The sequence below is a fragment of the Amnibacterium soli genome (assembly GCF_039544415.1).
GTDB classification, from domain to species: Bacteria; Actinomycetota; Actinomycetes; order Actinomycetales; family Microbacteriaceae; genus Amnibacterium; species Amnibacterium soli.
Genome location: NZ_BAABLP010000002.1, coordinates 177,486 through 202,047 on the forward strand (window position 1 = coordinate 177,486; position 24,562 = coordinate 202,047).

The window sequence follows — 24,562 nt, forward strand, 5'->3', positions numbered from 1 at the left end:
GGGTGGGATCGATCGTAACCGGCGCCGCACCAGGGCCGCCGCGTGCCGGGCGCTGACGTCCTAGGCTCTGCACCCGTGCACGCGATCGGCATCGACATCGGCGGGACGAAGATCGCAGGCGGCGTCGTGGACGAGCTGGGCAACCTGCTCCGCTACGAGCGCGTGCCCACCGACGCGGACGACGCCACGGCGATCGAGGACGCGATCGTCACGATGATCGAGGACCTCGCGGGCGGCGAGCGGATGCCCGTCGGCGTCGCGGCGCCCGGGTTCATCGACGCCGGTCAGAGCACCGTCTACTACACGCCGAACATCCCCTGGCGGAACGAGCCGCTGCGCGAACGGCTCGAGAGCCGCCTGTCGCTGCCCGTCGTCGTGGACAACGACGCGAACGCCGCGGGCTGGGCGGAGTTCCGCTTCGGCGCGGGGCGCCTGGTGTCGGACATGGTGATGCTCACCTCCGGCACGGGCGTCGGCGGGGCCGTCATCGTCGGCGACCGACTGCTGCGCGGCGGCTTCGGCGTGGCCGGCGAGCTCGGGCACATGCGCGTCGTGCCCGACGGCATCCCGTGCGGCTGCGGCGCGCGCGGCTGCATCGAGCAGTACGGCTCCGGCCGGGCCCTGCAGCGGATGGCCGGCGCGATCGCGGACGCCGGGGGCATCGGCGCGGGCCTCGCGAAGGCCCGCGAGTACGAGGGCGGGGTGCTCGAGGGCGCCGTCATCGGCCGGCTCGTGCAGGAGGGGGACCCGGGGGCGGTCGCCGCGATGAGCGAGCTCGGCTCGTGGCTCGGCCAGGCCTGCTCCAGCCTCGGGGTCGTGCTCGACCCGCAGCTCTTCGTGATCGGCGGCGGCGTCGCGAGCGCGGGGGACCGGCTGCTCGACCCGGTGCGCCGGGCGTACGCCGACCACCTCCCGGCGCGCGGCTTCCACCCCGAGCCGACGTTCGCCGTGGCCGAGCTCGGGAACGAGGCGGGAGCGGTGGGCGCCGCCGACCTCGCCCGGCTGCACGAGGACCCGACGTACCTCGCCTTCGCCCCGCGCTGAGGCCCGTCGGCCCCGATCGAGGAGGGGCCCGGCGACCCGGTAGCCTCGTCGGAACCCGTGCGGGCGAGACGAGAGGGGACCGCGGTTGCTGTACTGGATCCTCAAGAACCTGTTCCTCGCGCCCTATCTGAACGCGACGTTCCGCCCGTGGGTCACGGGCACCGAGAACGTGCCGGCGACGGGTCCCGTGATCCTCGCGTCGAACCACGTGTCGGTCGTCGACTCCCTCTTCCTCCCGCTGATGCTGAAGCGCAAGGTCACCTTCCTCGCGAAGAGCGACTACTTCACCGGCAAGGGCCTGCGCGGCTTCGTCGTGCGCTCCTTCATGAACGGCGTCGGCCAGCTGTCGATCGACCGCTCGGGCGGCAAGGCGAGCGAGGCGTCGCTGAACACCGGCGTGCAGGTGCTGCGCGGCGGCGGCGTGCTCGGCATCTACCCGGAGGGGACCCGCTCGCCCACCGGGAAGCTGTACCGCGGCCGCACCGGCGTCGCCCGGATGATCCTCGAGGCGAAGGCGCCCGTGGTCCCCGTCGCGATGTTCGACACGGACAAGGCCATGCCCATCGGCTCGAAGATCCCGCGGGTGCGCCGGGTCGGCGTCGTCATCGGCGAGCCGCTCGACTTCTCGCGGTTCGAGGGGATGGAGGGGGACCGCTTCGTCCTCCGGTCCATCACCGACGAGATCATGGTCGAGATCGCCCGCCTGTCGGGCCAGGAGTACGTCGACGTGTACGCGAGCACCCTGCGGCAGGCCGCCGCACGGGCCGCGTGAGCCGGGAGCCGGTCATGCTGCAGTCGTTCGAGGACACCGTCGTGCCCGCGCGCCCCGAGGTGCTCGCCGGGCTCGACCACTGGCGAACCCTCGAGGTGCTCCAGCAGCCCTCGTGGACCGACCCCTCCGCCGCCGACGCGGCCGTCGCCGAGCTGCGCACGATGCCGCCGCTCGTGTTCGCCGGCGAGATCGACCAGCTGCGCACCCGCCTCGCCACGGCGGCCGCCGGGCACGCGTTCGTGCTGCAGGGCGGCGACTGCGCCGAGACCTTCGAGGGCGCCACGGCGGATCAGATCCGCGCGCGGGTGAAGACGATCCTGCAGATGGCGGTCGTGCTCACCTACGGCGCCTCGATGCCCGTCGTGAAGATGGGCCGGATGGCGGGGCAGTTCGCGAAGCCGCGGTCGAGCGACGTCGAGACCCGCGGCGACGTCACCCTGCCGGCGTACCGCGGCGACATCGTCAACGGCTACGACTTCACCGCCGAGTCGCGCGGGCACGACCCCGCCCGCATGGTCCGCGGCTACCACACGGCCGCCTCGACCCTGAACCTCGTCCGCGCCTTCACGCAGGGCGGCTTCGCGGACCTCCGCGAGGTGCACAGCTGGAACCGCGGCTTCGCGGCGAACCCGGCCAACCAGCGCTACGAGGGCCTCGCGCGCGAGATCGACCGCGCGGTGAAGTTCATGGAAGCGGCGGGCGCCGACTTCGACGAGCTGAAGCGCGTCGAGTTCTACACCGCCCACGAGGCGCTGCTGATGGAGTACGAGCGCGCGCTGACGCGCATCGACTCCCGCAACGGCACGCCCGTCGACACCTCGGCCCACTTCGTGTGGGTGGGGGAGCGGACGCGGCAGCAGGGCGGCGCGCACCTCGACTTCGTCTCGCGGATCCGCAACCCGATCGGCGTGAAGGTCGGGCCGACGATGACGCCCGACGAGCTCGAGCGCCTGATCGACCTGGTCGACCCGGAGCGCGAGCCCGGTCGCCTGACGCTGATCACCCGGATGGGCGCGGGCCGCATCCGCGACGCCCTGCCGCCGCTGCTCGAGGCCGTCGGCCGGTTCGGCGCGACGCCGCTGTGGATCACCGACCCGATGCACGGGAACGGGATCACGACGCCGACCGGCTACAAGACGCGGCGCTTCGACGACGTGGTCGACGAGGTGCTGGGCTTCTTCGCCGCGCACCGCCAGGTCGGCACGCACCCCGGCGGCATGCACGTGGAGCTCACCGGCGACGACGTCACCGAGTGCCTGGGCGGCTCGGAGCACATCGACGAGGAGACCCTCGCGACGCGCTACGAGTCGCTGTGCGACCCGCGCCTGAACCACTCGCAGTCGCTGGAACTCGCGTTCCTCGTGGCCGAGGAACTCGGCCAGCATCAGCGCAGCGCCGAGGAGCTCGGCCAGCATCAGCGCAGCGCCGAGGAGCTCGGCCAGCACCGGAGGGGCTGACGCCGCAGCGGGTCAGCCCGCGGCGACCCCGGTCGTGCCGGCCTCGGCGAGCGCCGGGCCGGTCGAGACGACCAGGCGCACCGCCGTGCCGGGCGGCACGGCGGTGCCCGCGGCGACCGTGGCGCCCCGGGCGTCGACGAGCCGCAGCGCGGTGCCCGCGGCCCGGGAGGAGGACTTCTCGACCGGCGCGCCGAGCACGAGGTGCGCCTCCCGCACCAGCGCGGTCGCGGCGGCGCTGGTGCGCCCCTTGACCGCGGGCACGGCGACGGGCTGCCGGCCCTTCGAGAGCACCAGGGAGACCGTGGCGCCGGGGCTCAGGACGGCACCGGGCGCGGGGTCCGTGGTCGTGACGGTGCCGGCGTCGGACGCGCTCCACACCGCGGCGGCCGTGCGGACCCGGAAGCCCTGCCGCGCGAGCGCGGCTGCGGCGCGGTCCTGCGTCATCCCGGACACCGCCGGCAGCGCCGTGGTCGAGCCCGGGCCGCCGCCGTAGTACCAGCCGGTGCCGGCCGCCATCGCCCCGGCCACGAGCACGGCGCCGAACGCCCACGCCCCGCGGCGGTGGGCCTTGGCCGTGGCGCTGCGGAGGCGCTCGATCACGTCGGTCGCCTGACCGCGGCGGGCGACGGGCGCGGTCTCCGCGGTCGCGGCCCTGCGAGCCGGCGCGGCGGGCAGCACGGCCGTCCGCTGGGTGGTGGTCGGCAGCACGCGGGTCGCGTTCTCGTGCATGAGGTGCTGCGTCTCGAAGAGCTGGTCGAGCATCGCCCGGGCGTCGCGCGGCCGGTCCTCGGGGTCTCGCGCCGTGGCCCACAGCGTGAGGTCGTCGAGCAGGGCCGGGATGCCCGGGTTCTTCAGCGAGGGCGCCGGCACCGAGTCGTTCGCGTGCTGGTACGCGATCTGCACCGGCTGCTCGCCCTTGAACGGCTGCTCGCCGGTGAGCATCTCGTACATCATGATCCCGACCGCGTACACGTCGCTGCGGGTGTCGGCGATGCCCCGGGTGACGAGCTCGGGGGAGAGGTAGGCGATCGTGCCGAGCAGCGCCTGGCCGCTCGCGGTGCTGCTCGTCGCGGCGCGGGCCAGGCCGAAGTCGCCCAGCTTGATGCGGCCGTCGTCGGCGAGGAGCACGTTCTCGGGCTTGAGGTCGCGGTGGATGATCCCGGCCTTGTGCGCGGCGACGAGGCCGGCGAGCACCGCCTCCAGGATGTCCATGGTCTGCTCGGGCGTGAGGCGCCCGTACTCGCCGAGCAGGTCGCGCAGGGTGATGCCCTGCAGGTACTCCATGACGAGGTAGGCGGTGCCGAGGTCCTGGCCCTGGTCGAAGACGTTGACCACGTTCGGGTGGGCGAGGCGGGCGGCGCTGCGCGCCTCCTGGATGAAGCGGTCGCGGAACGCGGCGTCGTCCGCCAGGTGCGCGTGCATGATCTTCACCGCGACGCGGCGCTCGAGGCGCAGGTCGGTCGCGAGGTAGACGGTCGCCATGCCGCCGCGGGCGATGCGCGCGCGGATCTGGTACCGGCCGTCGAGCAGCCGGCCCACCATGGGGTCGGGAGGTGCGGCGGTCACGTCGCGAGTGTATTCAGGCCCCGTGCCGACGCCCGGGCACGGACCCGGTGCGCCGGGGATCAGCCCCGCGGGTGCTCGATCTCGTGCAGCCAGCCGCGCGCGGCGCGCTCCCACTTGCCGTAGGCGGCGGGGGAGGCGAGGCGCTGGACCGCGTGGGCGGCCTCCCCGACGGCCATGAACTCCCACCCGCCGACGTCGAGGAGGCCGGTCGCCGGTGCGACGACGCCGCTGCCGGCGCCGCCGAAGAACGCGGTGGCGGCGGCACGGGGCTCGAGCAGGGCGAGCTCGTCGCCCCAGCCGAGGCTCGGGCGCTGCTGGAACAGGCCGACGGCGTCGCCCTCGCCGAAGGGCAGGTTGTGGAGGGACGAGTCCTGCATCGCGGCCGTGAGCGCGACGACGATCCCGTCGTCGGGCACGCCCGCCTCCCGTCCCACCGTCACGATGACGGCGGCGTTCTCGCGCATCTCGCCGGTCAGCGTCACCGCGCCGGAACCGGTCCTGCGCAGGTTCGGCACGGGGATGACGAGCTGCTGACCCGCGCGGACGGTGCTGCCGCGGGAGAGGCCGTTGGCCAGCAGCACGGCGGCGGTCGCGACGCCGTGGCGCTGGGCGATGGAGGAGACGGTCTCGTCCTCCGAGACGCGGTGGCGGTGCAGCTCGTCGGCCACGGAGACGGGCGCGGGGCGCGCCTCCACCGGCTTGACCAGCACGGTCTGCCCGGCCGTGAGCGTGCTGCGCCAGCCGAGGCCGTTCAGCGCGAGCACGCTGGCCGTCGAGACCCCGTAGCGGGCGGCGATGTCGAACACCGTGTCGCCGGGGCCGACCTCGACCTCGAGGGCGCCCTCACGGGCACGGCGCATCGGCTCGTCGTCGGGCAGCGGCCGCAGGGCGCGGGCGTCCCGGTCGCCGTCGACCGGCGCGGCCACGGAGCGTGCGAACGAGCCGACCAACCGGCCCGCAGCACCGAGACGCCGCCGCAGCGGTCCGCGGTCGCCCGCGTGCCTGCCCCCGTCGAGACGCGTCCGTCGTTCCCATTCCGACAACGTGGAACTCATGGTGCTTCCTGTTCCCGCCCGTCCCCCCGGAAGGCGTGAGCGCACTCTCCCGAACCGGTGGGGCCGAGTCAACGGACGCGGCCGGTGATCAGGGGTTCGTCGGACCCGCGGCGTGCCCCCAGTTCGGGCACTGGCATCCTTGAGGCGTGGAAGAGCGCACCTGGTTGACCGTGCCGGACATCGCCGAGCGGCTGGACGTGTCGCCCAGCCAGGTGCGGCGGATGATCGAGGACCGGCACCTCCTCGCGACGCGGCGCGACGGCGTGGTCTCGGTGCCCGAGGTCTTCGTCACCGACGAGGGCCCGCTGCCCGAGCTGCGCGGCACGGCGATCCTGCTCGGCGACAGCGGCTTGCAGAACGATGAGGCGATCCGCTGGCTGCTCGAGCCGGACGACAGCCTCGGCGTCGCCCCGATCGACGCCCTGCTGGCCGGCCGGAAGGCCGAGGTCCGCCGAGTCGCTCAGGCGCTGGCCTTCTAGCTCCCGGTTCGCGCGCCGCGCTTCGTGCGCGACGGACGGACACGAGCACCGGCCGCGGCGCGCGCACGTGTGCCGGCGTCGTGCACGACGCGGGCGACGCTCGGACTCGGGTCAGGCCGTGCGGACGCTGATCGACTCCGCGAGGCGCGAGAGCGCGTCGCGGGAGTCGGCGGTCAGCGGGGCGCTGTCGAGCGCGTCGAGCGCGCGCTCGACGTTGTCGGTGATCATCCGCTCGACCTGGTCGATCGCGCCGGACGCGCGGATCGTCTCCTGCAGCATCTGCACCTGCTCGCCCGTCAGCTCCGGGTCGCCGAGCAGCTCGTCGATCGTGTTCCGGGCCGAGGCGGGCACCGCGTCGCGCGTCATCGCGATGAGCACGGTGCGCTTGCCCTCGACCAGGTCGTCGCCGGCCGGCTTGCCGGTGACCTCGCTGTCGCCGAAGACGCCGAGCAGGTCGTCGCGCAGCTGGAACGCGACGCCGAGCGGCAGCCCGAACTCCCGGAGGGCGGCCATCTGCGCGAGCGACGCCCCGCCGAGGGAGGCGCCGATCGCCAGCGGCGCCTCGATGGAGTACTTCGCCGACTTGTAGGTGATGACGTTCACGGCGGTGTCGATCGACCGCGCCTCCGGCACGTGCGGCCACGAGGCCTCGGCGACGATGTCGAGGTACTGGCCGGCGGTGACGTCGGTGCGCATGCGGTTGAACTCCGCGCGGGCGGCGCGGGCGTTGTCCGGGTCCGCCAGCCGGTCGATCGACTCGGCGAACAGCTCGTCGCTCCAGACGAGCAGGAGGTCGCCGAGCAGGATCGCGGAGGAGTCGCCGAAGCGGGTCGCGTCGCCCACGAAGCGGCGGTCGCGGTGCTCGCGCTCGAACCGGCGGTGCGCGGAGGGGGCTCCGCGGCGGGTGTCGGACTTGTCGATCAGGTCGTCGTGCACCAGCGCGGCGGCGTGGAAGAGCTCCAGCGCGGCGGCGGCGCCGACCACCGCGGGCAGGTCGCGGCGGCTGGTGTCGCCGAAGAAGTCGCCGGGGTCGTCCACGCCCTGCACGGATTGCCAACCCCAGTAGCAGAACCGCGCTCGGAAGCGCTTCCCGAATCTCAGAAAGTCCCTCGAAATCGTCTCCATCGGCACCGTGTCGTCCGAGATGGCGGCGAGGATGGGGGAACGGGCGTCGAGGAACTCGTCGATCCGGTTCTGCACGAGGTCGACGAGTCGGCCACCAGTGCTCACACCGCCTAGCCTAGCCGCGACACCGACTTGTACACTGGCGCCGCGCAGGGCTGCACGGCCCGTCCACCCCGTGAGAAGAGGGACCCGGATGCCACTTTCGGAGCAGGAGCAGCGCCTCCTCGACGAGATGGAGCGCAGCCTGTACCACGGCGACGCCGACTTCGTCGCGTCGGTCGGCAGGGCGCACGGCCGCATGAGCTACGGCGCGGTGATCGGCGGCGTGCTGCTCGTCGTCGCCGGCATCGGCGTGCTCGTGCTCGGCGTGCTGCTGCACAGCTGGCCCGTCGGCGCACTCGGCTTCGTCGCCATGTTCGGCGGCGTGCTGCTCGCCATGGGCGTGCGCAGCCGCCGCGGTCCGGCCGGGTTCCCGGCCGACGGCACCGGCAGCGGCCCCCGAGCCGGCTTCATGGACCGCCTCTCCCAGCGCTGGGAGCGCCGGCGCCGGACCTGATCCCCGCCCCCTCCACTCCACGCCCCGCGGCTTCGGCCGCGGGGCGTTTTTCGTGTCCCCGGGAGCCGAGTGGAGCGGAGGCGCCCGCGCAGTAGCCCGAGTGGAGGGAAGTGGAGTAAAGTGGTTACACCAGCGCCGCTGGTCATGGAGACAGCGGGGGGTCGGTGCCGTGTTCCTCGGTACCTACTCGCCGCGACTCGACGAGAAAGGGCGGATCATCCTTCCTGCCAAGTTCGCGGAGGACCTCGCCGACGGCGTGGTCATGACCCGCGGGCAGGAGCGCTGCCTCTACGTCTTCGCGCGCGACGAGTTCTCCCGGATGCACGACCGCATCCGGCAGGCGCCCGTCACGAGCCGTGACGCCCGGAACTACCTGCGGGTGTTCCTCTCGGGCGCGCACGACGAGACGCCGGACAAGCAGCGCCGCGTGACGATCCCGCCCGCCCTCCGCGCCTACGCCGGCCTCGAGCGCGAGCTCGCGGTCCTCGGCGTCGGCGACCGCGTCGAGATCTGGGACGCCGCCGCGTGGGAGACCCACCTGGCGGAGACCGAGGACGCCTTCGCGTCCATCGAGGGCGAGGTGGTCCCCGGGATCCTGTAGCCGTGCCTCCCGAGTCCCAGCCGTGACGGGCTCCCTGACGCCACTTCCCCGGTGCCAGGTCCTCCGTCCCCGCCGCCCCTGTCACACTTCCCCGATGACAGGTTCGGTCCACGGATGGGTATCGGGATGAACGGACGGGATCCCGAGGGTCGCCCCTCCACTCCGCTCCACGTCCCCGTCCTCCTCGAGACGACGCTCGACCTCCTCGCGCCGGCGCTCGACCGCGAAGGCCCTTCGACGGTCGTCGACGCGACGCTCGGCCTCGGCGGCCACGCGGAGGCGGTGCTGCGGCGCTTCCCGCGCACGACGCTGATCGGCGTCGACCGCGACCCCGACGCGCTGCGCCGGGCGGGGGAGCGCCTCGCGCCCTTCGGCGAGCGGTTCCGACCCGCGCACGCCGTGTACGACGCGATCCCGGAGGTGCTGGACCGCGAGGGCGTGGCGAGCGTGGAGGGCGTGCTGTTCGACCTCGGCGTCTCGTCCATGCAGCTCGACCAGGACGACCGCGGCTTCAGCTACTCCCGCGACGTGCCGCTCGACATGCGCATGGACCCGGGGGAGTCCCGCACGGCGGAGGCGGTCGTCAACGAGTACCCCGTCAAGGACCTCGCCCAGATCTTCCGCGTCTACGGCGAGGAGAAGCTCGCGGACCGCTACGCGCGGGCCGTCGGCACCGCTCGCGAGGCCACCCCAATCCGGGGCTCCGCCGAGCTCGTGGGGATCCTCGAGCGGGCCACGCCGGCCGCGCTGAAATCACGCGGCCACGTGGGCAAACGCGTCTTCCAGGCGTTGCGGATCGAGGTGAACCGCGAGCTGGAGGTGCTGGAACGGGCCGTTCCGGCGGCCCTCGACCGCACATCCACAGGTGGCCGGGTGGTGGTGCTGTCCTACCATTCCCTCGAGGATCGGATCGTCAAGCGGGCTCTCGCAGCCCGGACCGTCTCGACCGCCCCGCGAGGGCTCCCGGTCGAGACCGACGAGACGGCCCCGACCTTCCGGATGCTGACGCGGGGAGCCCCCAAGGCGGCGGACGGCGAGGTCGAGAGGAACCCGAGGGCCGCATCCGTGCGGCTCCGGGCGGCGGAGCGCATCCGGGGGGATCCGCGCACCGCCTGACACGGATGTCACAACAGTTGGGGGACTGTCGTCATGAGTACCGCGTTCGCGTTCGATCCCGTCCGCAGGCCGGCGCCGGCCCGTCCCGTCGAGGCCGCTCCGGTCGTGGCGGCCCCGCCGCTCGCGGCGCCCCGCGCCCTGCCCGTCGCCCGGCCGAAGGTCGTCGCCGCGGCGGCCGTGCTCGGCGGGGCGGTGTGCGTCGTGGTCGCGCAGCTGCTGCTGTCGATCGGCACGGCGAACGGCGCGTACCGGCTCGCGGAGCTGGAGCAGCGCTCCGACGTCCTCACCCGTCAGCAGCAGGTGCAGGCGGAGTCCCTGCAGGCCCTCGCGGCCCCGCAGCACCTCGCCGCGCAGGCGGCGGCGCTGGGCATGGTGCCCGACGACTCCGCCGCCTACCTCGACGCGCGCACCGGCCGCGTGCTCGGCAGCACCGAGGCCACCTTCGGCACCGTCCGGCACCCGGGCGGCATCACCCGCTGAGCCGAAGCTCCGTTCCGCAGGACGGGACGTCCTGCGGAACGGAGGATGTGGACCTCCGCGGTCCCGTCGCGCCTCCGTCGCCGCGGCCGTCTCCTCGCCTAGGTTCGCCGGGCGCGGGACCCACCCGGGCGGAGGGGGACGAGGCATGAGCGGGCATCGGCGAAGGGCGCGATGGCGGCCCGCCTTCGTGCTGCTCACCGTCCTGCTGCTCGCCGGCGTCTTCCTCGTGCGGCTGACCGACGTGCAGGTGGTGCAGGCCGACGCGCTGCGCGGCGCGTCGAAGGACCGCCGCAGCATCTCCACGACCCTCCCCGGGCCGCGCGGCGACATCGTCGACGCCGACGGCACCGTGCTCGCCACCACGGTGACGCGCTACCGGGTCACCGCCGTGCCGTGGATCGCCGCGAAGAGCGGCCACGTCGCCCGCGACGCCGCGCGCATCGGGAAGGCGATCGGCGTCGACGCCGGCACCGTGCAGGCCGCGCTCACCGCCGACCCCCGCTCCAGCTACGCGCTGCTCGCGAAGCAGATCTCCTTCTCCGCGCTGCAGCGCCTGAAGGCGCTCGACCTCGGCTGGCTGTACTACGAGGCCGTCTCGAAGCGCACCTACCCGGCCGGCGCCGTGGCCGGCAACCTGCTCGGCTTCGTCGGGTCGGAGCAGGATCCGCTCGCGGGCGTCGAGCGCGGGTACGACCGCTGCCTCGCCGGCACGGACGGGCGCTCCGTGGCCGAGAGCGCGCTCGACGGCACGCCCATCCCCGGCACCGACACCGTGCTGAAGGCCGCGAAGCCGGGCGGCACCGTGCGGCTCACCGTCGAGCGGGACCTGCAGTACTACGCGCAGCAGGTGCTCGCGCAGCGGGCAAGGCAGACCGGCGCCGCCTGGGGCTCCGTGGTCGTCGAGGAGGTGCGGACGGGCAGGCTGCTCGCCGTCGCCGACTGGCCCACCGTGGACCCCAACCACGTCGCGAGGACGGCCGACGCGGACGCCGCGGCCCTTGGCTCCCGCTCCTTCACCGCGCCCTACGAGCCGGGCTCGACGATGAAGGCGATCACCGCCTCGATGCTGCTCGACTCGGGCGTCGCGACCCCGGCGACGCACGTCGTCGCGCCGTACCGCCTGCAGACGGCGGACGGCGCGGACATCAACGACAGCGAGCACCACGGCGACGAGCGGCTGACGCTGACGGGCGTGCTGATCCAGTCGAGCAACACCGGCATCTCGCAGCTCGGCTCCCGGATCTCCGGCGCGAAGCGGCTGGCCTACCTGAAGGCCTTCGGGTTCGGCAGCCCGACGGCCGTCGGGTTCGGCGCGGAGGCGAGCGGCTCGTTCGGCGCAGGCGCGCCGGACTGGGACGCGCAGACCCGCTACGCGACCATGTTCGGGCAGGGACTCACCACCTCCGCCGTGCAGATGGCGAGCGCGTACCAGACCGTCGCGAACGGCGGCGTGCGGCTGCCCGTGCGGCTGGTCGAGTCCTGCACCGCTGCGGACGGCACGGTGCACGCGGTCCGGACCGGCACGGCGACCCGCGTGATCTCGAAGGCCGCGGCGACCGGCACCGTGCGGATGCTCGAGAACGTGGCGACGAAGGGCTGGCTCGCGTCGGACGTCGCGATCCCGGGCTACCGCATCGGCATCAAGACGGGGACGGCGCAGGAGGCGGACGGCTCCGGCGGGTACTCGAAGAACTACCTCGTGTCGATGGCGGGCGTGGCGCCGGCCGAGGCGCCGAAGTACGTCGTCTACGTCGCGCTGTCCCAGCCGACGAAGATGAACACCTCCCAGGCGACCGCGCCGATCTGGCGCAAGGTCATGGCGCGAGCGCTGCAGGCGGGCGACGTCGTGCCCTCCGGCGCCGTCTCGCCCGACCTGCCCGGGACGTGGTGATCCCGGTTCCGAGGGCGTCATCCCCTACGCTGGATCCCCGGTTGCGGGACCAGCGGGAGGTGGCCGGGATGCACGAGGCAGTACCGACGACGAGCTGCGCTCGTTCGTGATCCCGCTCACCCTGTCCCAGGTCGCCCTCGCCGTCGGCGGCGAGGTGCGCCCGGCCGACGCCGGTGACGCGGTCGTGCGCGGATCCGTCGAGACGGACTCGCGGGAGGTCGCGCCGGGCGGGATCTTCGTCGCGCGCGTCGGCGAGGCGATGGACGGGCACGACTTCGCCGCGTCCGCCGTCGACCGCGGCGCGGCGCTGCTGATCGTCGAGCGGCCGCTGGAGCTGCCGGTCCCGCAGATCGTGGTCGCGGACGCCACCGAGGCCCTCGCCGAGCTGGCCAGGGCCGTGGTCGCCCGCGTCCGGGAGGGCGGGCGGCTGCGCGTCGTCGGCATCACCGGCTCGAACGGCAAGACGACGACCAAGAACCTGCTGCGCGAGATCCTGGGCCGCGTCGGCCCCACGGTGGCCTCCCACGCCTCCTTCAACAACGAGGTCGGCGGTCCGATGACGATGCTGCGCATCGACCACGACACCCGGTTCCTCGTCGCCGAGATGGGCGCCTCCGCCCCCGGCGACATCGCGCGCCTCGTGCGGCTCGCGCCGCCCGACGTCGGCGTGGTCCTGAAGGTCGGGCTGGCGCACGCCGGCGGCTTCGGCAGCATCGAGGGCACCGCGAAGGCGAAGTCCGAGATGGTGACCGACCTCGGCGAGCAGGACGTCGCCGTGCTGAACCGCGACGACCCGCGCGTCGCCGCGATGGCGGAGCGCACCCGCGCCCGCATCGCGTGGTTCGGTCTCGCCGCGGACGCCGCCGCCGGCGGCACGACGGCCGAGGACGTGGAGGCGAGCATCGCCGGCACGACCTTCGAGCTCGTGCTCCCGGGCGGCGAGCGCCGACGGGTCCGGTTCCGCGTGCTCGGCGAGCACCACGTCTCCAACGCGATGGCGGCCGCGGCCGTCGCGACCGCGCTCGGCGTCGACGCGGACACGATCGTCGCGGGCCTCGAGGCCGTCGTGCGCGCCGAGCGCTGGCGGATGGAGATCCTCGCCACCGACCCGGTGACCGTGATCAACGACGCCTACAACGCGTCGCCCGACTCCATGGCCGCAGCGCTCAAGGCGCTCGTGCAGATCGCGCCCGGTCGCTCCGTCGCGGTGCTCGGCGCGATGACGGAGCTCGGCGAGACCGCGGGGGAGGAGCACGACCGCGTCGGCCTGCTCGTCGTCCGGCTCAACATCGGCCAGCTCGTCGTCGTCGGCCCGGACGCCAAGCGCGTCCACCTCGCCGCGATCGCGCAGGGCTCGTGGGACGGCGAGAGCGTCTTCGCGGAGACGATGGAGGAGGCGGAGGCGCTGCTCGAGCAGCTCGTGCGGCCCGGCGACACGATCCTCGTGAAGTCGTCGAACTCGGCCGGCCTGCGCCACCTCGGCGACCGGGTCGGCGCTCGGTGGGGAGAAGCGGTCTAGGTGCAGTCACTCCTCACGGGGGCAGTGGTCTCGCTGCTCTTCACGCTCTTCCTGACGCCGCTGTTCATCCGGCTCTTCCACCGGCTGCAGTGGGGCCAGTTCATCCGCGACGACGGTCCGGTCAGCCACCACGCGAAGCGCGGCACGGCGACGATGGGCGGCGTCGTCTTCATCGTGGCGTCGGTCGTCGGCTACTTCGTCGGGCACCTGAACGACGTGCGCGGCATCACGATCTCGGGGATGCTCGTCTTGTTCCTCATGGTCGGGCTGGGGCTCGTCGGCTTCGTCGACGACTTCCTGAAGACCCGCAACCAGCGCAGCCTCGGGCTCGGCGGGTGGGCGAAGGTCCTCGGCCAGGTCATCGTCGCGACGGTCTTCGCGCTGCTCGTGCTGCAGTTCCCGCGCACCGCCGACGGTGCGGGCGGTAAGACCTACAGCGCGACGCCGGCGTCCCCGACGATCTCCATCGTCCGGGACCAGTGGTTCGACGGCTCCGTCCTGAGCTTCACCGCCTGGCTGGGCATCGGGCTGGGCACGGTCGCCTTCATCATCTGGATCTGGGTCATCGTGACGTCCACGTCCAACGGCGTGAACGTCGCCGACGGCCTGGACGGGCTCGCGACGGGCGCCTCGATCTTCGCGATCGGCTCGTACGTGATCATCGGGTTCTGGCAGTTCAACCAGTCCTGCTTCGACAGGACGCTCGAGGCGGCGAACGTGCCGCTCTGCTACGACGTGCGCGACCCGCTGGACCTCGCGGTCGTGGCCGCCTGCATCACCGGCGCGCTCATCGGGTTCCTCTGGTGGAACACCTCGCCCGCGCAGATCTTCATGGGCGACACCGGCTCGCTCGCCCTGGGCGGGGCGCTGGCCGCCCTCGCGGTGCTGTCCCGCACCGAGCTGCTCCTGCTGCTCATCGGCGGCCTCTTCGTGCTCGAGCCGGGCTCGGTGATCCTGCAGCGCGCCTACTTCAAGATCACGCACGGCAAGCGCATCTTCCTGATGAGCCCCGTCCACCACCACTTCGAGCTGAAGGGGTGGGCCGAGGTCACGGTCGTCGTGCGGTTCTGGATCATCGGCGGCCTGCTCGTCGCCGCCGGCGTCGGCCTGTTCTACCTCGAGTGGCTGTCGAGGGCCGCGTGACCGCGGACCTGACCGCCCTCACCTCCTGGCACGCGCCGGCGTGGCGCGGCCTGAAGGCCGGCGTGCTTGGCGCGGCCGTGGTCGGCTTCGCCGCTGCGGACACGCTCGTGGAGCTCGGCTGCGAGGTGCTGGTCGTGGGGGAGCGGGCGACCGAGGAGCGGACGACGCTGCTCGACGTCATCGGCGCCCGACTCGCCCTCGGCGACGCGACCGCGCAGCGGGACGCGCTCGAGGCGTTCGCGCCCGACCTGCTCGTCGTGAGCCCCGGCTACCACCCGGACGTGCCCGCCCTGGCGTGGGCCGCGGAAGCGGGCGTGCCCGTCGTCGGGGACGTCGAGCTGGCCTGGCGGCTCCGCGACAAGACCGGCGCGCCGGCCGAGTGGATCACCATCACCGGCACCAACGGCAAGACCACGACCACCCAGCTGACCACCGCGATGCTGCTGCAGGACGGCCGCCGCGCCCGTGCCTGCGGCAACATCGGCAGCCCGGTGCTCGACGCGATCCGCGAGCCCGACGGCTGGGACGTGCTCGTCGTCGAGCTCTCCAGCTACCAGCTGCACTGGCTCGATCAGACGCGCGCCGAGCAGGTCAGCCCGGTCGCGAGCGTCTGCCTGAACATCGCCGACGACCACCTCGACTGGCACGGCTCCGCCGAGGCGTACCGGGCGGCGAAGGGCAAGGTCTACGAGCGGACCCGCCTCGCCTGCGTCTACAACGTCGAGGACGCGGTCACCGAGCAGCTCGTGCGCGACGCCGACGTCGTCGAGGGCTGCCGCGCCGTCGGCTTCACCCGGGGCGTGCCGCGGGTGTCCGAGGTCGGCATCGTCGAGGAGGTGCTGGTCGACCGGGCCTTCCTCGAGCAGCGGCGCACCTCCGCCCTCGAGCTGACGACCGTGGACGCGCTGCACGAGGCCGGTCTGTCCGCACCGCACGTCGTCGCGGACGTGCTGGCGGCCTCCGCGCTCGCACGGGCCGTGGGCGTCGAGCCGCGGGCGATCCGCGACGCCCTCGCCGCCTTCCGGCTCGACGCGCACCGCATCGAACCGGTGGGTGAGGTCGACGGCGTCCGCTTCGTCGACGACTCGAAGGCCACCAACCCGCACGCCGCCGCCGCGTCCCTCGCCGCCTTCGAGCGGGTCGTGTGGATCGCGGGCGGGCTGACGAAGGGCGTCGACGTGGAGCCCCTCGTGGCGGCCGTCGCCGGGTCCGGACGACTCAGCGGCGCCGTGGTGATCGGCCGCGACCCCTCCGCCTTCGAGCAGGCGCTCGCCCGACACGCCCCCGGCGTCCCGGTGGTGGTGGTGCCCCACGGCGAGACTGGCGGGGTGATGCCGCTCGCGGTCGAGGCGGCACGGACGCTCGCCTCCGACGGCGACGTCGTGCTGCTCGCGCCCGCGGCGGCCTCGATGGACCAGTTCACCGACTACGCGGACCGGGGCGCCCGGTTCGCCGCCGCCGTCCGCGATGCGATCGCCGGGGCCGGAGGCCCTCCAGCCCCGTAAGGAAGGCCCATGGACACCGCTCCACCGCCCACCAGGACGGTCGCACCCGTCGTCCGCCTCCCGGTCGCGCGGCGTCCCGTGGTCCAGCGGATCACGCTGCCCTCGCTCGCGTCCTTCGGCGGCGCGGACTCGCTGGCGCTCGGCGCGATCACCCTCTTCCTCACGGCGTTCGGCCTGCTCATGGTGCTGTCGTCCTCGAGCGTGGAGGCGGGCGTCGCCGGCAACCCCTACGGCGACTTCACGACGCAGGCGATCGCGGCGTTCGTCGGCGCGGGCGCCATGCTCGCCCTCGCGACCCGGCTGCCCACGGCGCTGCTGCCGCGGATCGCGCCCCTCGCCTTCCTCGCCTCCGTCGTGCTGCAGCTGCTCACGGCGCTGACGCCGCTCGGCACGAACATCGGCGGCAACCAGAACTGGATCCGCATCGCCGGCGTCAGCCTGCAGCCGTCCGAGTTCGTCAAGGTGACGCTCGTGCTCACGCTCGCGTCGTTCTTCTCCCGGCGCCCCGGCGAGCGCCTCGGCCTGAAGGGCCTCCTGCCCGTCTTCGCGCTCGCGGCGCTCGGGGTCGGCTCCGTCTACCTCGGCGGGGACCTCGGCACCACGCTGATCCTGACCCTGATCGTCGCGGCGGCCGTCTGGTTCGGCCAGGTGCGGCTGCCGGTGCTGATCGTGCCGACCGGCCTGGCGATCGCCGCCCTGGCGGTCTTCGCGCAGGCGAACGGCTCCCGCACGAACCGCCTCGCCGCGTGGCAGCACGGCTGCACCGACCTGCTCGGCACCTGCTGGCAGACGACGCAGGCCGAGTGGGCCCTCGCGAACGGCGGGCTCACCGGCGTCGGCATCGGCAACTCGGTGTCGAAGTGGTTCTGGCTGCCGGAGGCCGACAACGACTTCATCGCCGCCGTGATCGGGGAGGAGACGGGGCTGATCGGGCTCGTCGTGCTGCTCGCCTGCTTCGTCGCCATGGCGGTCGTGCTGCTGCGCATCGCGACCCGCACCCAGGACCGCTTCACGCGCGCGGCCGCCGGCATGGCCCTCGCCTGGCTCGTCGGCCAGGCGTTCGCCAACATCGCGGTCGTCGTGGGGGTCGCCCCCGTGTTCGGCGTCCCCCTGCCCTTCGTCTCCGCGGGCGGGTCGTCGCTGATCGCGAACCTCGTGGTCGTCGGGTGCGTGATGGCCCTCGCCGACCGACCGGTGGCGAGCGCCGCGCCGCAGTCCCTCGTGAGCCCGGACCATCCGGCCGCCCGCGGCCGTGCGGCGGGTGCCCGGTGACGCGCTGGCTGCTGGCCGGCGGCGGCACCGCCGGTCACGTGAACCCGCTGCTGGCGGTCGCCGACCAGCTGGTCGCGGAGGGCGACGAGGCGCTGGTGCTCGGCACCGCGGAGGGGCTGGAGTCCCGACTCGTGCCCGAGCGGGGCTACGAGCTGCTCGTCATCCCGCGCGTGCCGTTCCCGCGGAAGCCGAACGCGGCGGCGCTGCGCTTCCCGCGCGCGGTGACCGGGTCGATCGCGCTGACCGGCCGCTACCTCGCCGAGCGCGGGATCGACGGCGTCATCGGCTTCGGCGGGTACGCCGCGGCCCCCGCCTACCTCGCGGCGCGCCGCCGCGGGATCCCGTTCGCGATCCACGAGCAGAACGCGAAACCGGGCATGGCGAACCGGCTCGGCGCGCGCATGACCCGCGCCGTCGGCGTCACCTTCCCGGACACCCCGCTGCCGAACGCGACCCGCGTCGGGATGCCGCTGCGCCGGGAGATCGCGGACCTCGACCGCACCGCCCTGCAGGCGGAGGCGCGCGCGTCCTTCGACTTCGACCCCGCGCGGCCCGTGCTGCTCGTCACCGGCGGCTCCCTCGGGGCCCGGCAGCTGAACCGGGCGGCGGTCGGCACCGCCCGCGCGGTGCTCGACACCGGCTGGCAGGTGCTGCACCTCGCGGGAGGGCGGAACGAGGAGCCGGACCCGGGGCTGCCCGGCTACCGGATGCTCGCCTACTGCGACCGCATGGACCTCGCCCTCGCGTCGGCGGACCTCGCGGTGTCCCGCGCGGGCGCCTCCACGGTCAGCGAGCTCTCCGCGCTCGGCCTGCCCGCCGTCTACGTGCCCTACGCGGTCGGCAACGGCGAGCAGCGGTTCAACGCCGCCGGCGTCGTCGCCGCGGGCGGCGCCCTGCTGGAGGCGGACGCGACGTTCACCCCGCAGCGCTTCGCCGAGGTGCTGCTGCCGCTGCTCGCCGACCCGGCGCGGGTCGCCGCGATGGCCGCGGCCGCGACGGGCGACGGCGTGCGGGACGGTGCCGAGCGGATGACGCGCCTGGCCCGCGCCGGGCTGGGCGGCGCCGCCCGCGTAGCCTCGGAGCCATGACGATCAAGCCGGATCTCACCGTCCCGATCCCCGGTCGGCTCGACCGGGTGCACTTCGTCGGGATCGGCGGATCCGGCATGAACGGCATCGCGAAGCTGTTCCTCGCGCGCGGCGCGACGGTCAGCGGCTCGGACCGCGCCCGCAACGCCTACACGGACGCGCTGCGGGACGCGGGCGCGACCGTCGCCATCGGGCACGACGCGGGGAACGTCGGCGACGTCGACGCGATCGTCGTCACGAGCGCCCTGTGGCCGGACAACCCCGAGCTGCTCGAGGCCCGCAGGCGCGGCGTGCCGGTGCTGCACCGCTCGCACGCGCTGAAGGCGCTCATCGGCGACGACCGCCTGGTCGCGGTCGCCGGCGCCCACGGCAAGACGACGACCACGGGCATGATCGCGGTCGCGCTCGACGCGCTCGGCGCCGACCCGAGCTTCGTCGACGGCGGCCTCATCAAGGACTTCGGCACCTCCTCCCGCCTCGGCGGCGGCGACGTCTTCGTCGTCGAGGCCGACGAGTCCGACGGCTCGTTCCTGCTGTACGACACCGCCGTCGCCCTGGTGCTGAACGTCGACGCGGACCACCTGGACCACTACGGCACCGAGGCGGCGTTCGACGACGCCTTCGTCGACTTCGGCTCCCGCGCCTCGCAGCTGCTCGTGATCAACGCCGACGACGCCGGTGCACGGCGCGTCTGCGCCCGGATCGAGCGCGACGCCGTGCGCACCTACGGCGAGTCGGCCGACGCCGACGTCCGGGTCACCGACGTGACGACCGACGGGCCGGCCGAGGGCACGATCACCGCCGACGGCGTCTCCACGCGCATCCGCCTCCGGGTCCCCGGCCGCCACAACGTCGTGAACGCCGCGGGCGCGGTGGCGGTGCTGCTCGGCCTGGGCCACGGGCTGGAGGAGGCGGCGCAGGCCGTCGCCCGCTTCGGCGGCACCGGGCGCCGGTTCGACCTGCAGGGCCGCATCGACGGCATCAGCGTCTACGACGACTACGCCCACCTGCCCGCCGAGGTCGACGCGGCGCTCACCGCCGCCCGCACCGTCGCGGGGGAGGGCCGCATCATCGCGGTGCACCAGCCGCACCTCTACTCCCGCACGCAGGCGATGGCCGGCCGGTTCGCCGAGGTGCTCGAGCGCACCGCCGACCACACGGTCGTGCTCGACGTCGACGGCGCCCGCGAGGACCCGGTGCCCGGGGTGACCGGTGAGCTGGTGGTCGAGCGCTTCGCGGATCCCGCCCGCGTCGACTACGAGCCGGACTGGGACCGCGCCGCGCACCGCGTCGCGGACCTCGTGCGCCCCGGCGACTTCGTGGTCACCCTCGGCTGCGGCTCCGTCTACCGGATCGTGCCGCAGCTGCTCGACGCCATCGGCGACCGGGCCGCGGTCCGGTGACCGGCCCGACGGCTCCTCCCGGGGTGGGGTCGCCGGTGCGGCCGCCCGCGATGCCGCAGCGCACGGCCGCGCCCGTGCTGCCGCTGCACGCCGACCGGCCGGCACCCGATCCGCGTGACGACCGACGCGCGGTCCGAGCGGCGGTCCGCTCGCGCCGTCGGGCGGAGGCGGACGAGCTCCGCTCCTTCCGCTCGGTCCGGCGGCACCGCCTGGTCGCGCTGGCCGTCGGCGTCGTCGCCGTGCTGCTCGTCGGGCTGCCGCTGCTGCTGGCGTTCGGGCCCGTCTTCCCGCCCCGCACGATCGCGGTCTCCGGTGCGTCCGGGTCGGTCGCCCGCGAGGTGCGGACGGCGCTGCAGGGCCAGCTCGGCCGGCCGGTCGCCCTCGTGGGGGAGCAGGACGTCGCGGAGGCGCTGCGGCGGGTGCCCGCGGTGGAGCGCTTCACCCTCGTCCGCCGTCCGCCGAGCACGCTCGAGGTCGCGGTCGTGCCGCGCACGCCGGTGCTGCAGCAGCGCACGGCGCAGGGCTGGGCGGTGCTCGACGCGGCGCGCGTCCGCATCCGCACCGCCGCGTCCGACGTCCCGGGCCTGCCGGTGCTCACGCCCGCCTCCGGCGCGGGTCGCCCGGCCTTCGCGTCGGCCGTCGCGGCGGTGCAGGCGCTGGCCGACGGGGGCCCCGCCGTGAAGACGGTGCGGGCCGCGAGCGCCGACGACGTCGTGCTCGTGCTCGACGGGGGGCTCACCGTGCGCTGGGGCGGTGCCGAGGGCGGTGCCGGCAAGGCGGAGGCGCTGCGCGCGGCGCTGCGCAGGGCCGCGCGGGGCGCGAGCGAGGTCGACGTGTCCTCGCCCGGCGTGGTGCTCACGCGCTGACGCAGGATCGGCGCGTCGGGGCCCTCGTGGGGACCCCTGCGCCTACCGTCGAGGCCAGCGGAATCCCGCGATGAGCAGGAGTTTCACCTTCAAGTAGAGGTTGAAACAACGCGTCAGCACCCCACCCGGAAGGCCCACCCCGTGTCGTCGAACCAGAACTATCTCGCGGTCATCAAGGTCGTCGGCGTCGGCGGCGGCGGCGTGAACGCCGTGAACCGGATGATCGAGCTGGGCCTCCGCGGTGTGGAGTTCGTCGCGATCAACACCGACGCGCAGGCGCTGCTGCTCTCCGACGCGGACGTGAAGCTCGACGTCGGCCGCGAGCTCACCCGCGGGCTCGGCGCCGGCGCGGACCCCGAGGTCGGCCGCCGCGCCGCCGAGGACCACGCGGAGGAGATCGAGGAGGCCCTCGCCGGCGCCGACATGGTCTTCGTCACCGCGGGCGAGGGCGGCGGCACCGGCACCGGCGGCGCGCCCGTCGTGGCGCGGATCGCCAAGTCGATCGGCGCGCTCACCATCGGCGTCGTCACGAAGCCCTTCGCCTTCGAGGGCAAGCGCCGCCTCCAGCAGGCCGAGCGCGGCGTGCAGTCCCTCGCCAACGAGGTCGACACGCTCATCGTCGTGCCGAACGACCGGCTGCTCGAGATCAGCGACCGCGGCATCTCCATCGTCGAGGCGTTCGCGACCGCCGACCAGGTCCTGCTCGCCGGCGTCCAGGGCATCACCGACCTGATCACGACGCCGGGCCTCATCAACCTCGACTTCGCGGACGTGAAGAGCGTCATGCAGGGCGCGGGCAGCGCCCTGATGGGCATCGGGTCGGCCAGGGGAGCCGACCGGGCCATCAAGGCCGCGGAGCTCGCCGTGGCGTCCCCGCTGCTCGAGGCCTCGATCGACGGCGCGCACGGCGTGCTCCTGTCGATCCAGGGCGGCTCGAACCTCGGCATCCTCGAGATCAATGACGCGGCCCGCCTCGTCCAGGAGGCGGTGCACCCGGAGGCGAACATCATCTTCGGCGCGGTGATCGACGACACCCTGGGCGACGAGGTGCGCGTCACCGTCATCGCCGCGGGCTTCGACGGCGAGAACTTCCGCGAGAAGCGCGACGTGCGCCGCTCGAACTTCGTCGACGCCCCGAAGCCCGCGACGGGCTCGGTCGCGGCGGCGGGCGCCGGTGCGGCAGCCGCTCCCGCGACGACCCCGACGGCGACCCAGCGCCCCTCCGCGGCGGACCACAACACGACCGGCTCGCACGAGTGGCAGATCGTGGCGGACTCGACGACGCTCACCCAGACCAGCGACCTCGACTACGCCGACGACGAGGACGACGACGACCTCGACATCCCCGAGTTCCTGCGCTGAGCCCATCGGGTCTCGATCCGCGAGCGGATCGAAGCCCTGCACCGCTTCGCGGGCCCCTGCACGGGGCCCGCGGCACGCGGCGCCGGTCCCGGATCGGGAGTAGGACGCCGACGCTGGCACAGGCGGGGACCTCGGCTTCGTCCCGACGCCCGCCTCCTCGTCCTCCCCGCGGGAAGGCGGGCGGCTCGATCCCCGGCGCGGCTCACCCGTGCATCGCGCGGGAGGCCGGGACGGTGGGGGAGGCGGGCGCCTCCGCGTGCTCGTCGTCCCATCGGGACGGCGGCGTCCGTTCCGGCGCACCTCGTCGCCTCCGGTAGCGCTCCGAGCTCGAGGAGGCTGGCGGAACGCGCGAACGCTGCCGGAAGCGACGCGTCGAGGCGGTCGACGCCGGCGGCCTCGGGAAGCCGCTCGTCCGCCCCCGTCCCGGAGCCCTCGAGCGGCGGACCGCGGCCCGGCGCCGTCGACCCGCCCGCCGCCCTCGCGGAGCACCCTTCGACCCCGACTACCGTCGTCCCGTGCCCGACGACCTCGCCGACCGCCTCCGCGCGGTGCAGCAGCGCGTGGCCGCAGCGGCCCGCGCGGCGCACCGCGATCCCGCCGAGATCACGACCATCGTCGTGACGAAGTTCCAGCCGATCGAGCTGATCCTGCGGCTGCACGACCTCGGCGTGCGCGATTTCGGGGAGAGCCGGCACCCGGAGGCGCGCGACAAGGCCGCCGCGCTGCCCGACGCGACCTGGCACTTCATCGGGCAGCTGCAGACGAACAAGGCGCGCCAGGTGGCCCGCTACGCCGACGTGGTGCACTCCGTCGACCGGCCCGAGCTCGTCGAGGCGCTGGCCGGCCGCGACCTCGATGTGCTGCTGCAGGTCGATCTCGGCGCGGGGGAGTCCGCCGGTCGCGGCGGGGCGAGGCCGGGCGCCGTGCCCGCCCTCGCCGAGCAGGTGCGCGCGGCCGAGGGGCTGCGCCTCCGCGGCGTGATGGCGGTGGCGCCGCTCGGCGTCCCGGCCGCCACGGCGTTCACCGCGCTCGGGTTCGTGGCCGACCGGGTGCGCGCCGTCGCGCCCTCGGCCGACTGGCTCTCCGCGGGCATGTCGGGGGACTTCGCGGAGGCGATCGCCGCCGGCGCGACGCACATCCGGATCGGCACGGCGATCACCGGTCCGCGACCCGCCGCCTGACCGGGAGCACACCCCCGCGGACTGGGGGCGTCGACACACCGGAAGTCGCAGACGTCGCCCGGCCACGACGAATGACATCCCGGTAATCTCAGGGCTCGAGGGCGGCACCGCGGGGGGTGTGTGCGCAGCCCCTGGAGGACGTCATGTCGAATCCCATCCGGAAGTCGATGGTCTGGCTCGGCCTGGCCGACGACCAGTACGAGTACGCGGAGCCGGTCGAGCCGGTGTCGCCGCACGTGCAGCCCGTGGTCACCCGTGCGCAGGTGACGCCGCTGCCGAGGCGGGTGGCGAGCGTGCCGCGCGTCGCCGTGCCGGAGATGAACGAGATCCTGACGGTGCACCCGCGGCAGTACCGCGACGCGCAGCAGATCGCGGAGCACTTCCGCGAGGGGACGCCCGTCATCATCAACCTGACGCAGATGACCGAGGCGGAGGCGCGACGGCTCGTCGACTTCGCCTCCGGGCTCTCGACCGGCCTGCGCGGTCGGATCGAGCGGGTCACGAGCAAGGTGTTCCTGCTGTCGCCGGAGCACATCACGGTGTCCGGCGAGGAGCCGGGCGCGGAGTCGGACCTCGACGCGACGTTCACGGGCTGAGCCGGCTCCCGTGCTCCGGCACGGACCGCGCCCGGCGCCTGGGATGATCGACGGCGTGCTGGACGACGAGCGATGAGCCCGATCGCGCTGATCGGGGCCGTCGGCTACGTCGTCCTGCTCGTGTACTTCTTCGCCCTGTGGGCGCGCTTCATCCTCGACCTCGTGCAGGCGTTCAGCGACAGCTGGCGTCCGCGCGGCGTCGTGCTGGTGCTCGCGGAGGCGGCGTACACGGTCACCGATCCGCCGATCAAGGCGGTGCGGCGCGTCCTGCCGCCGCTGCGCATCGGCCAGTTCGCGCTGGACTTCGGATTCACGATCGTGATGTTCGGCGTCATCGTGCTGATGTACGTCGCGATCGCGCTGCAGGCCGTCTAGCCGCCCGCTGCGGGCGGTCCGCTCCGCGCGCCCGGCGCCGTGCGGGAGCACGCGCGCGGCGCGCGGATAGCACGTCGAGGCGCGACACGCGGAGAAGGCCGCCGCCCCCG

General features: G+C 74.1%; 23 protein-coding genes. 20 read left to right on the forward strand and 3 right to left on the reverse strand.

Annotated elements, in window-relative coordinates; all coding sequences use genetic code 11:
- Window positions 1-75 precede the first annotated feature (75 nt).
- The 3 genes from ABEA53_RS04850 (at window position 76) to ABEA53_RS04860 (ending at window position 3,273) form a co-directional block, all read left to right on the forward strand.
- Window positions 76-1,044, forward strand: coding sequence for an ROK family glucokinase (locus ABEA53_RS04850; RefSeq protein WP_345479880.1), 969 nt, complete (start codon window positions 76-78; stop codon window positions 1,042-1,044).
- 85 nt (window positions 1,045-1,129) lie between these two features.
- Complete coding sequence (locus ABEA53_RS04855) at window positions 1,130-1,816, forward strand: lysophospholipid acyltransferase family protein (RefSeq protein WP_345479881.1); 687 nt, start codon at window positions 1,130-1,132, stop codon at window positions 1,814-1,816.
- Between the two features lie 14 nt (window positions 1,817-1,830).
- The gene (locus ABEA53_RS04860) at window positions 1,831-3,273 is read left to right on the forward strand and encodes a class II 3-deoxy-7-phosphoheptulonate synthase (protein ID WP_345479882.1); all 1,443 of its coding nucleotides are present in this window, start codon (window positions 1,831-1,833) and stop codon (window positions 3,271-3,273) included.
- A 12-nt stretch (window positions 3,274-3,285) separates the two neighbouring features.
- On the opposite strand, the gene pknB is transcribed toward ABEA53_RS04860, so the two are convergent.
- Window positions 3,286-4,815: a Stk1 family PASTA domain-containing Ser/Thr kinase gene (gene pknB, locus ABEA53_RS04865; protein WP_425550607.1), complete on the reverse strand. Its 1,530-nt coding sequence runs from the start codon at window positions 4,813-4,815 to the stop codon at window positions 3,286-3,288.
- Between the two features lie 83 nt (window positions 4,816-4,898).
- Window positions 4,899-5,765: a LysM peptidoglycan-binding domain-containing protein gene (locus tag ABEA53_RS04870; protein WP_345479885.1), complete on the reverse strand. Its 867-nt coding sequence runs from the start codon at window positions 5,763-5,765 to the stop codon at window positions 4,899-4,901.
- Between the two features lie 275 nt (window positions 5,766-6,040).
- On the opposite strand from ABEA53_RS04870, the gene ABEA53_RS04875 reads away from it, so the two are divergent.
- On the forward strand, window positions 6,041-6,373 hold the full coding sequence (locus tag ABEA53_RS04875) for an Rv2175c family DNA-binding protein (RefSeq protein WP_345479886.1): 333 nt from the start codon (window positions 6,041-6,043) through the stop codon (window positions 6,371-6,373).
- 111 nt (window positions 6,374-6,484) lie between these two features.
- Here ABEA53_RS04875 and ABEA53_RS04880 read toward each other — a convergent pair whose 3' ends face one another.
- A complete protein-coding gene (locus ABEA53_RS04880; RefSeq protein ID WP_345479887.1) occupies window positions 6,485-7,603 on the reverse strand; it encodes a polyprenyl synthetase family protein in 1,119 nt (372 codons plus the stop codon).
- A gap of 88 nt (window positions 7,604-7,691) precedes the next feature.
- Between ABEA53_RS04880 and ABEA53_RS04885 the strand changes: the two genes are divergently transcribed.
- The 16 genes from ABEA53_RS04885 to ABEA53_RS04960 all read left to right on the forward strand — a co-directional run bounded on the left by ABEA53_RS04885 (window position 7,692) and on the right by ABEA53_RS04960 (window position 24,452).
- Window positions 7,692-8,054, forward strand: coding sequence for a DUF3040 domain-containing protein (locus ABEA53_RS04885; protein WP_345479888.1), 363 nt, complete (start codon window positions 7,692-7,694; stop codon window positions 8,052-8,054).
- Between the two features lie 169 nt (window positions 8,055-8,223).
- Window positions 8,224-8,655, forward strand: coding sequence for a division/cell wall cluster transcriptional repressor MraZ (gene mraZ / locus ABEA53_RS04890; protein ID WP_345479890.1), 432 nt, complete (start codon window positions 8,224-8,226; stop codon window positions 8,653-8,655).
- Between the two features lie 126 nt (window positions 8,656-8,781).
- Window positions 8,782-9,771, forward strand: a complete 990-nt coding sequence (gene rsmH, locus ABEA53_RS04895) for a 16S rRNA (cytosine(1402)-N(4))-methyltransferase RsmH (protein ID WP_345479891.1) — start codon at window positions 8,782-8,784, stop codon at window positions 9,769-9,771.
- Window positions 9,772-9,804: 33 nt separating this feature from the next.
- Complete coding sequence (gene ftsL, locus ABEA53_RS04900; protein ID WP_345479892.1) at window positions 9,805-10,251, forward strand: cell division protein FtsL; 447 nt, start codon at window positions 9,805-9,807, stop codon at window positions 10,249-10,251.
- A gap of 145 nt (window positions 10,252-10,396) precedes the next feature.
- Window positions 10,397-12,142 (forward strand): peptidoglycan D,D-transpeptidase FtsI family protein, encoded by a 1,746-nt coding sequence (locus tag ABEA53_RS04905; protein WP_345479893.1) that lies wholly within the window; start codon window positions 10,397-10,399, stop codon window positions 12,140-12,142.
- A 106-nt stretch (window positions 12,143-12,248) separates the two neighbouring features.
- The gene (locus ABEA53_RS04910) at window positions 12,249-13,661 is read left to right on the forward strand and encodes a UDP-N-acetylmuramoyl-tripeptide--D-alanyl-D-alanine ligase (RefSeq protein WP_345479894.1); all 1,413 of its coding nucleotides are present in this window, start codon (window positions 12,249-12,251) and stop codon (window positions 13,659-13,661) included.
- A complete protein-coding gene (gene mraY, locus ABEA53_RS04915; RefSeq protein WP_345479895.1) occupies window positions 13,662-14,804 on the forward strand; it encodes a phospho-N-acetylmuramoyl-pentapeptide-transferase in 1,143 nt (380 codons plus the stop codon). It abuts the gene before it with no gap.
- Window positions 14,801-16,309, forward strand: a complete 1,509-nt coding sequence (gene murD, locus ABEA53_RS04920; protein ID WP_345479897.1) for a UDP-N-acetylmuramoyl-L-alanine--D-glutamate ligase — start codon at window positions 14,801-14,803, stop codon at window positions 16,307-16,309. Before mraY ends, murD begins: the two co-directional genes overlap by 4 nt.
- Before the next feature lie 9 nt (window positions 16,310-16,318).
- Window positions 16,319-17,581, forward strand: a complete 1,263-nt coding sequence (locus ABEA53_RS04925) for an FtsW/RodA/SpoVE family cell cycle protein (RefSeq protein WP_345479898.1) — start codon at window positions 16,319-16,321, stop codon at window positions 17,579-17,581.
- Window positions 17,578-18,669, forward strand: a complete 1,092-nt coding sequence (locus ABEA53_RS04930; protein ID WP_345479899.1) for a UDP-N-acetylglucosamine--N-acetylmuramyl-(pentapeptide) pyrophosphoryl-undecaprenol N-acetylglucosamine transferase — start codon at window positions 17,578-17,580, stop codon at window positions 18,667-18,669. Before ABEA53_RS04925 ends, ABEA53_RS04930 begins: the two co-directional genes overlap by 4 nt.
- A complete protein-coding gene (gene murC, locus ABEA53_RS04935; protein ID WP_345479900.1) occupies window positions 18,666-20,072 on the forward strand; it encodes a UDP-N-acetylmuramate--L-alanine ligase in 1,407 nt (468 codons plus the stop codon). Before ABEA53_RS04930 ends, murC begins: the two co-directional genes overlap by 4 nt.
- A 50-nt stretch (window positions 20,073-20,122) precedes the next feature.
- Window positions 20,123-20,938 (forward strand): cell division protein FtsQ/DivIB, encoded by an 816-nt coding sequence (locus tag ABEA53_RS04940; RefSeq protein ID WP_345479901.1) that lies wholly within the window; start codon window positions 20,123-20,125, stop codon window positions 20,936-20,938.
- Between the two features lie 141 nt (window positions 20,939-21,079).
- On the forward strand, window positions 21,080-22,300 hold the full coding sequence (gene ftsZ, locus ABEA53_RS04945) for a cell division protein FtsZ (RefSeq protein ID WP_345479902.1): 1,221 nt from the start codon (window positions 21,080-21,082) through the stop codon (window positions 22,298-22,300).
- A 515-nt stretch (window positions 22,301-22,815) separates the two neighbouring features.
- Window positions 22,816-23,481: a YggS family pyridoxal phosphate-dependent enzyme gene (locus ABEA53_RS04950; RefSeq protein ID WP_345479904.1), complete on the forward strand. Its 666-nt coding sequence runs from the start codon at window positions 22,816-22,818 to the stop codon at window positions 23,479-23,481.
- Between the two features lie 143 nt (window positions 23,482-23,624).
- Window positions 23,625-24,077 (forward strand): cell division protein SepF, encoded by a 453-nt coding sequence (locus ABEA53_RS04955; protein WP_345479905.1) that lies wholly within the window; start codon window positions 23,625-23,627, stop codon window positions 24,075-24,077.
- A 72-nt stretch (window positions 24,078-24,149) separates the two neighbouring features.
- Window positions 24,150-24,452, forward strand: a complete 303-nt coding sequence (locus tag ABEA53_RS04960; protein WP_345479906.1) for a YggT family protein — start codon at window positions 24,150-24,152, stop codon at window positions 24,450-24,452.
- Window positions 24,453-24,562: the final 110 nt, after the last annotated feature.

Coding starts and splice junctions, on each gene's coding strand:
- ABEA53_RS04860 (WP_345479882.1), top strand. CDS start 1,831: ATGCTGCAGTCGTTCGAGGACACCGTCGTGCCCGCGCGCCCCGAGGTG.
- pknB (WP_425550607.1), bottom strand. CDS start 4,815: ATGGTGGGCCGGCTGCTCGACGGCCGGTACCAGATCCGCGCGCGCATC.
- ABEA53_RS04885 (WP_345479888.1), top strand. CDS start 7,692: ATGCCACTTTCGGAGCAGGAGCAGCGCCTCCTCGACGAGATGGAGCGC.
- rsmH (WP_345479891.1), top strand. CDS start 8,782: ATGAACGGACGGGATCCCGAGGGTCGCCCCTCCACTCCGCTCCACGTC.
- ftsL (WP_345479892.1), top strand. CDS start 9,805: ATGAGTACCGCGTTCGCGTTCGATCCCGTCCGCAGGCCGGCGCCGGCC.
- ABEA53_RS04905 (WP_345479893.1), top strand. CDS start 10,397: ATGAGCGGGCATCGGCGAAGGGCGCGATGGCGGCCCGCCTTCGTGCTG.
- ABEA53_RS04925 (WP_345479898.1), top strand. CDS start 16,319: ATGGACACCGCTCCACCGCCCACCAGGACGGTCGCACCCGTCGTCCGC.
- murC (WP_345479900.1), top strand. CDS start 18,666: ATGACGATCAAGCCGGATCTCACCGTCCCGATCCCCGGTCGGCTCGAC.
- ABEA53_RS04940 (WP_345479901.1), top strand. CDS start 20,123: ATGCCGCAGCGCACGGCCGCGCCCGTGCTGCCGCTGCACGCCGACCGG.
- ABEA53_RS04955 (WP_345479905.1), top strand. CDS start 23,625: ATGTCGAATCCCATCCGGAAGTCGATGGTCTGGCTCGGCCTGGCCGAC.
- ABEA53_RS04960 (WP_345479906.1), top strand. CDS start 24,150: ATGAGCCCGATCGCGCTGATCGGGGCCGTCGGCTACGTCGTCCTGCTC.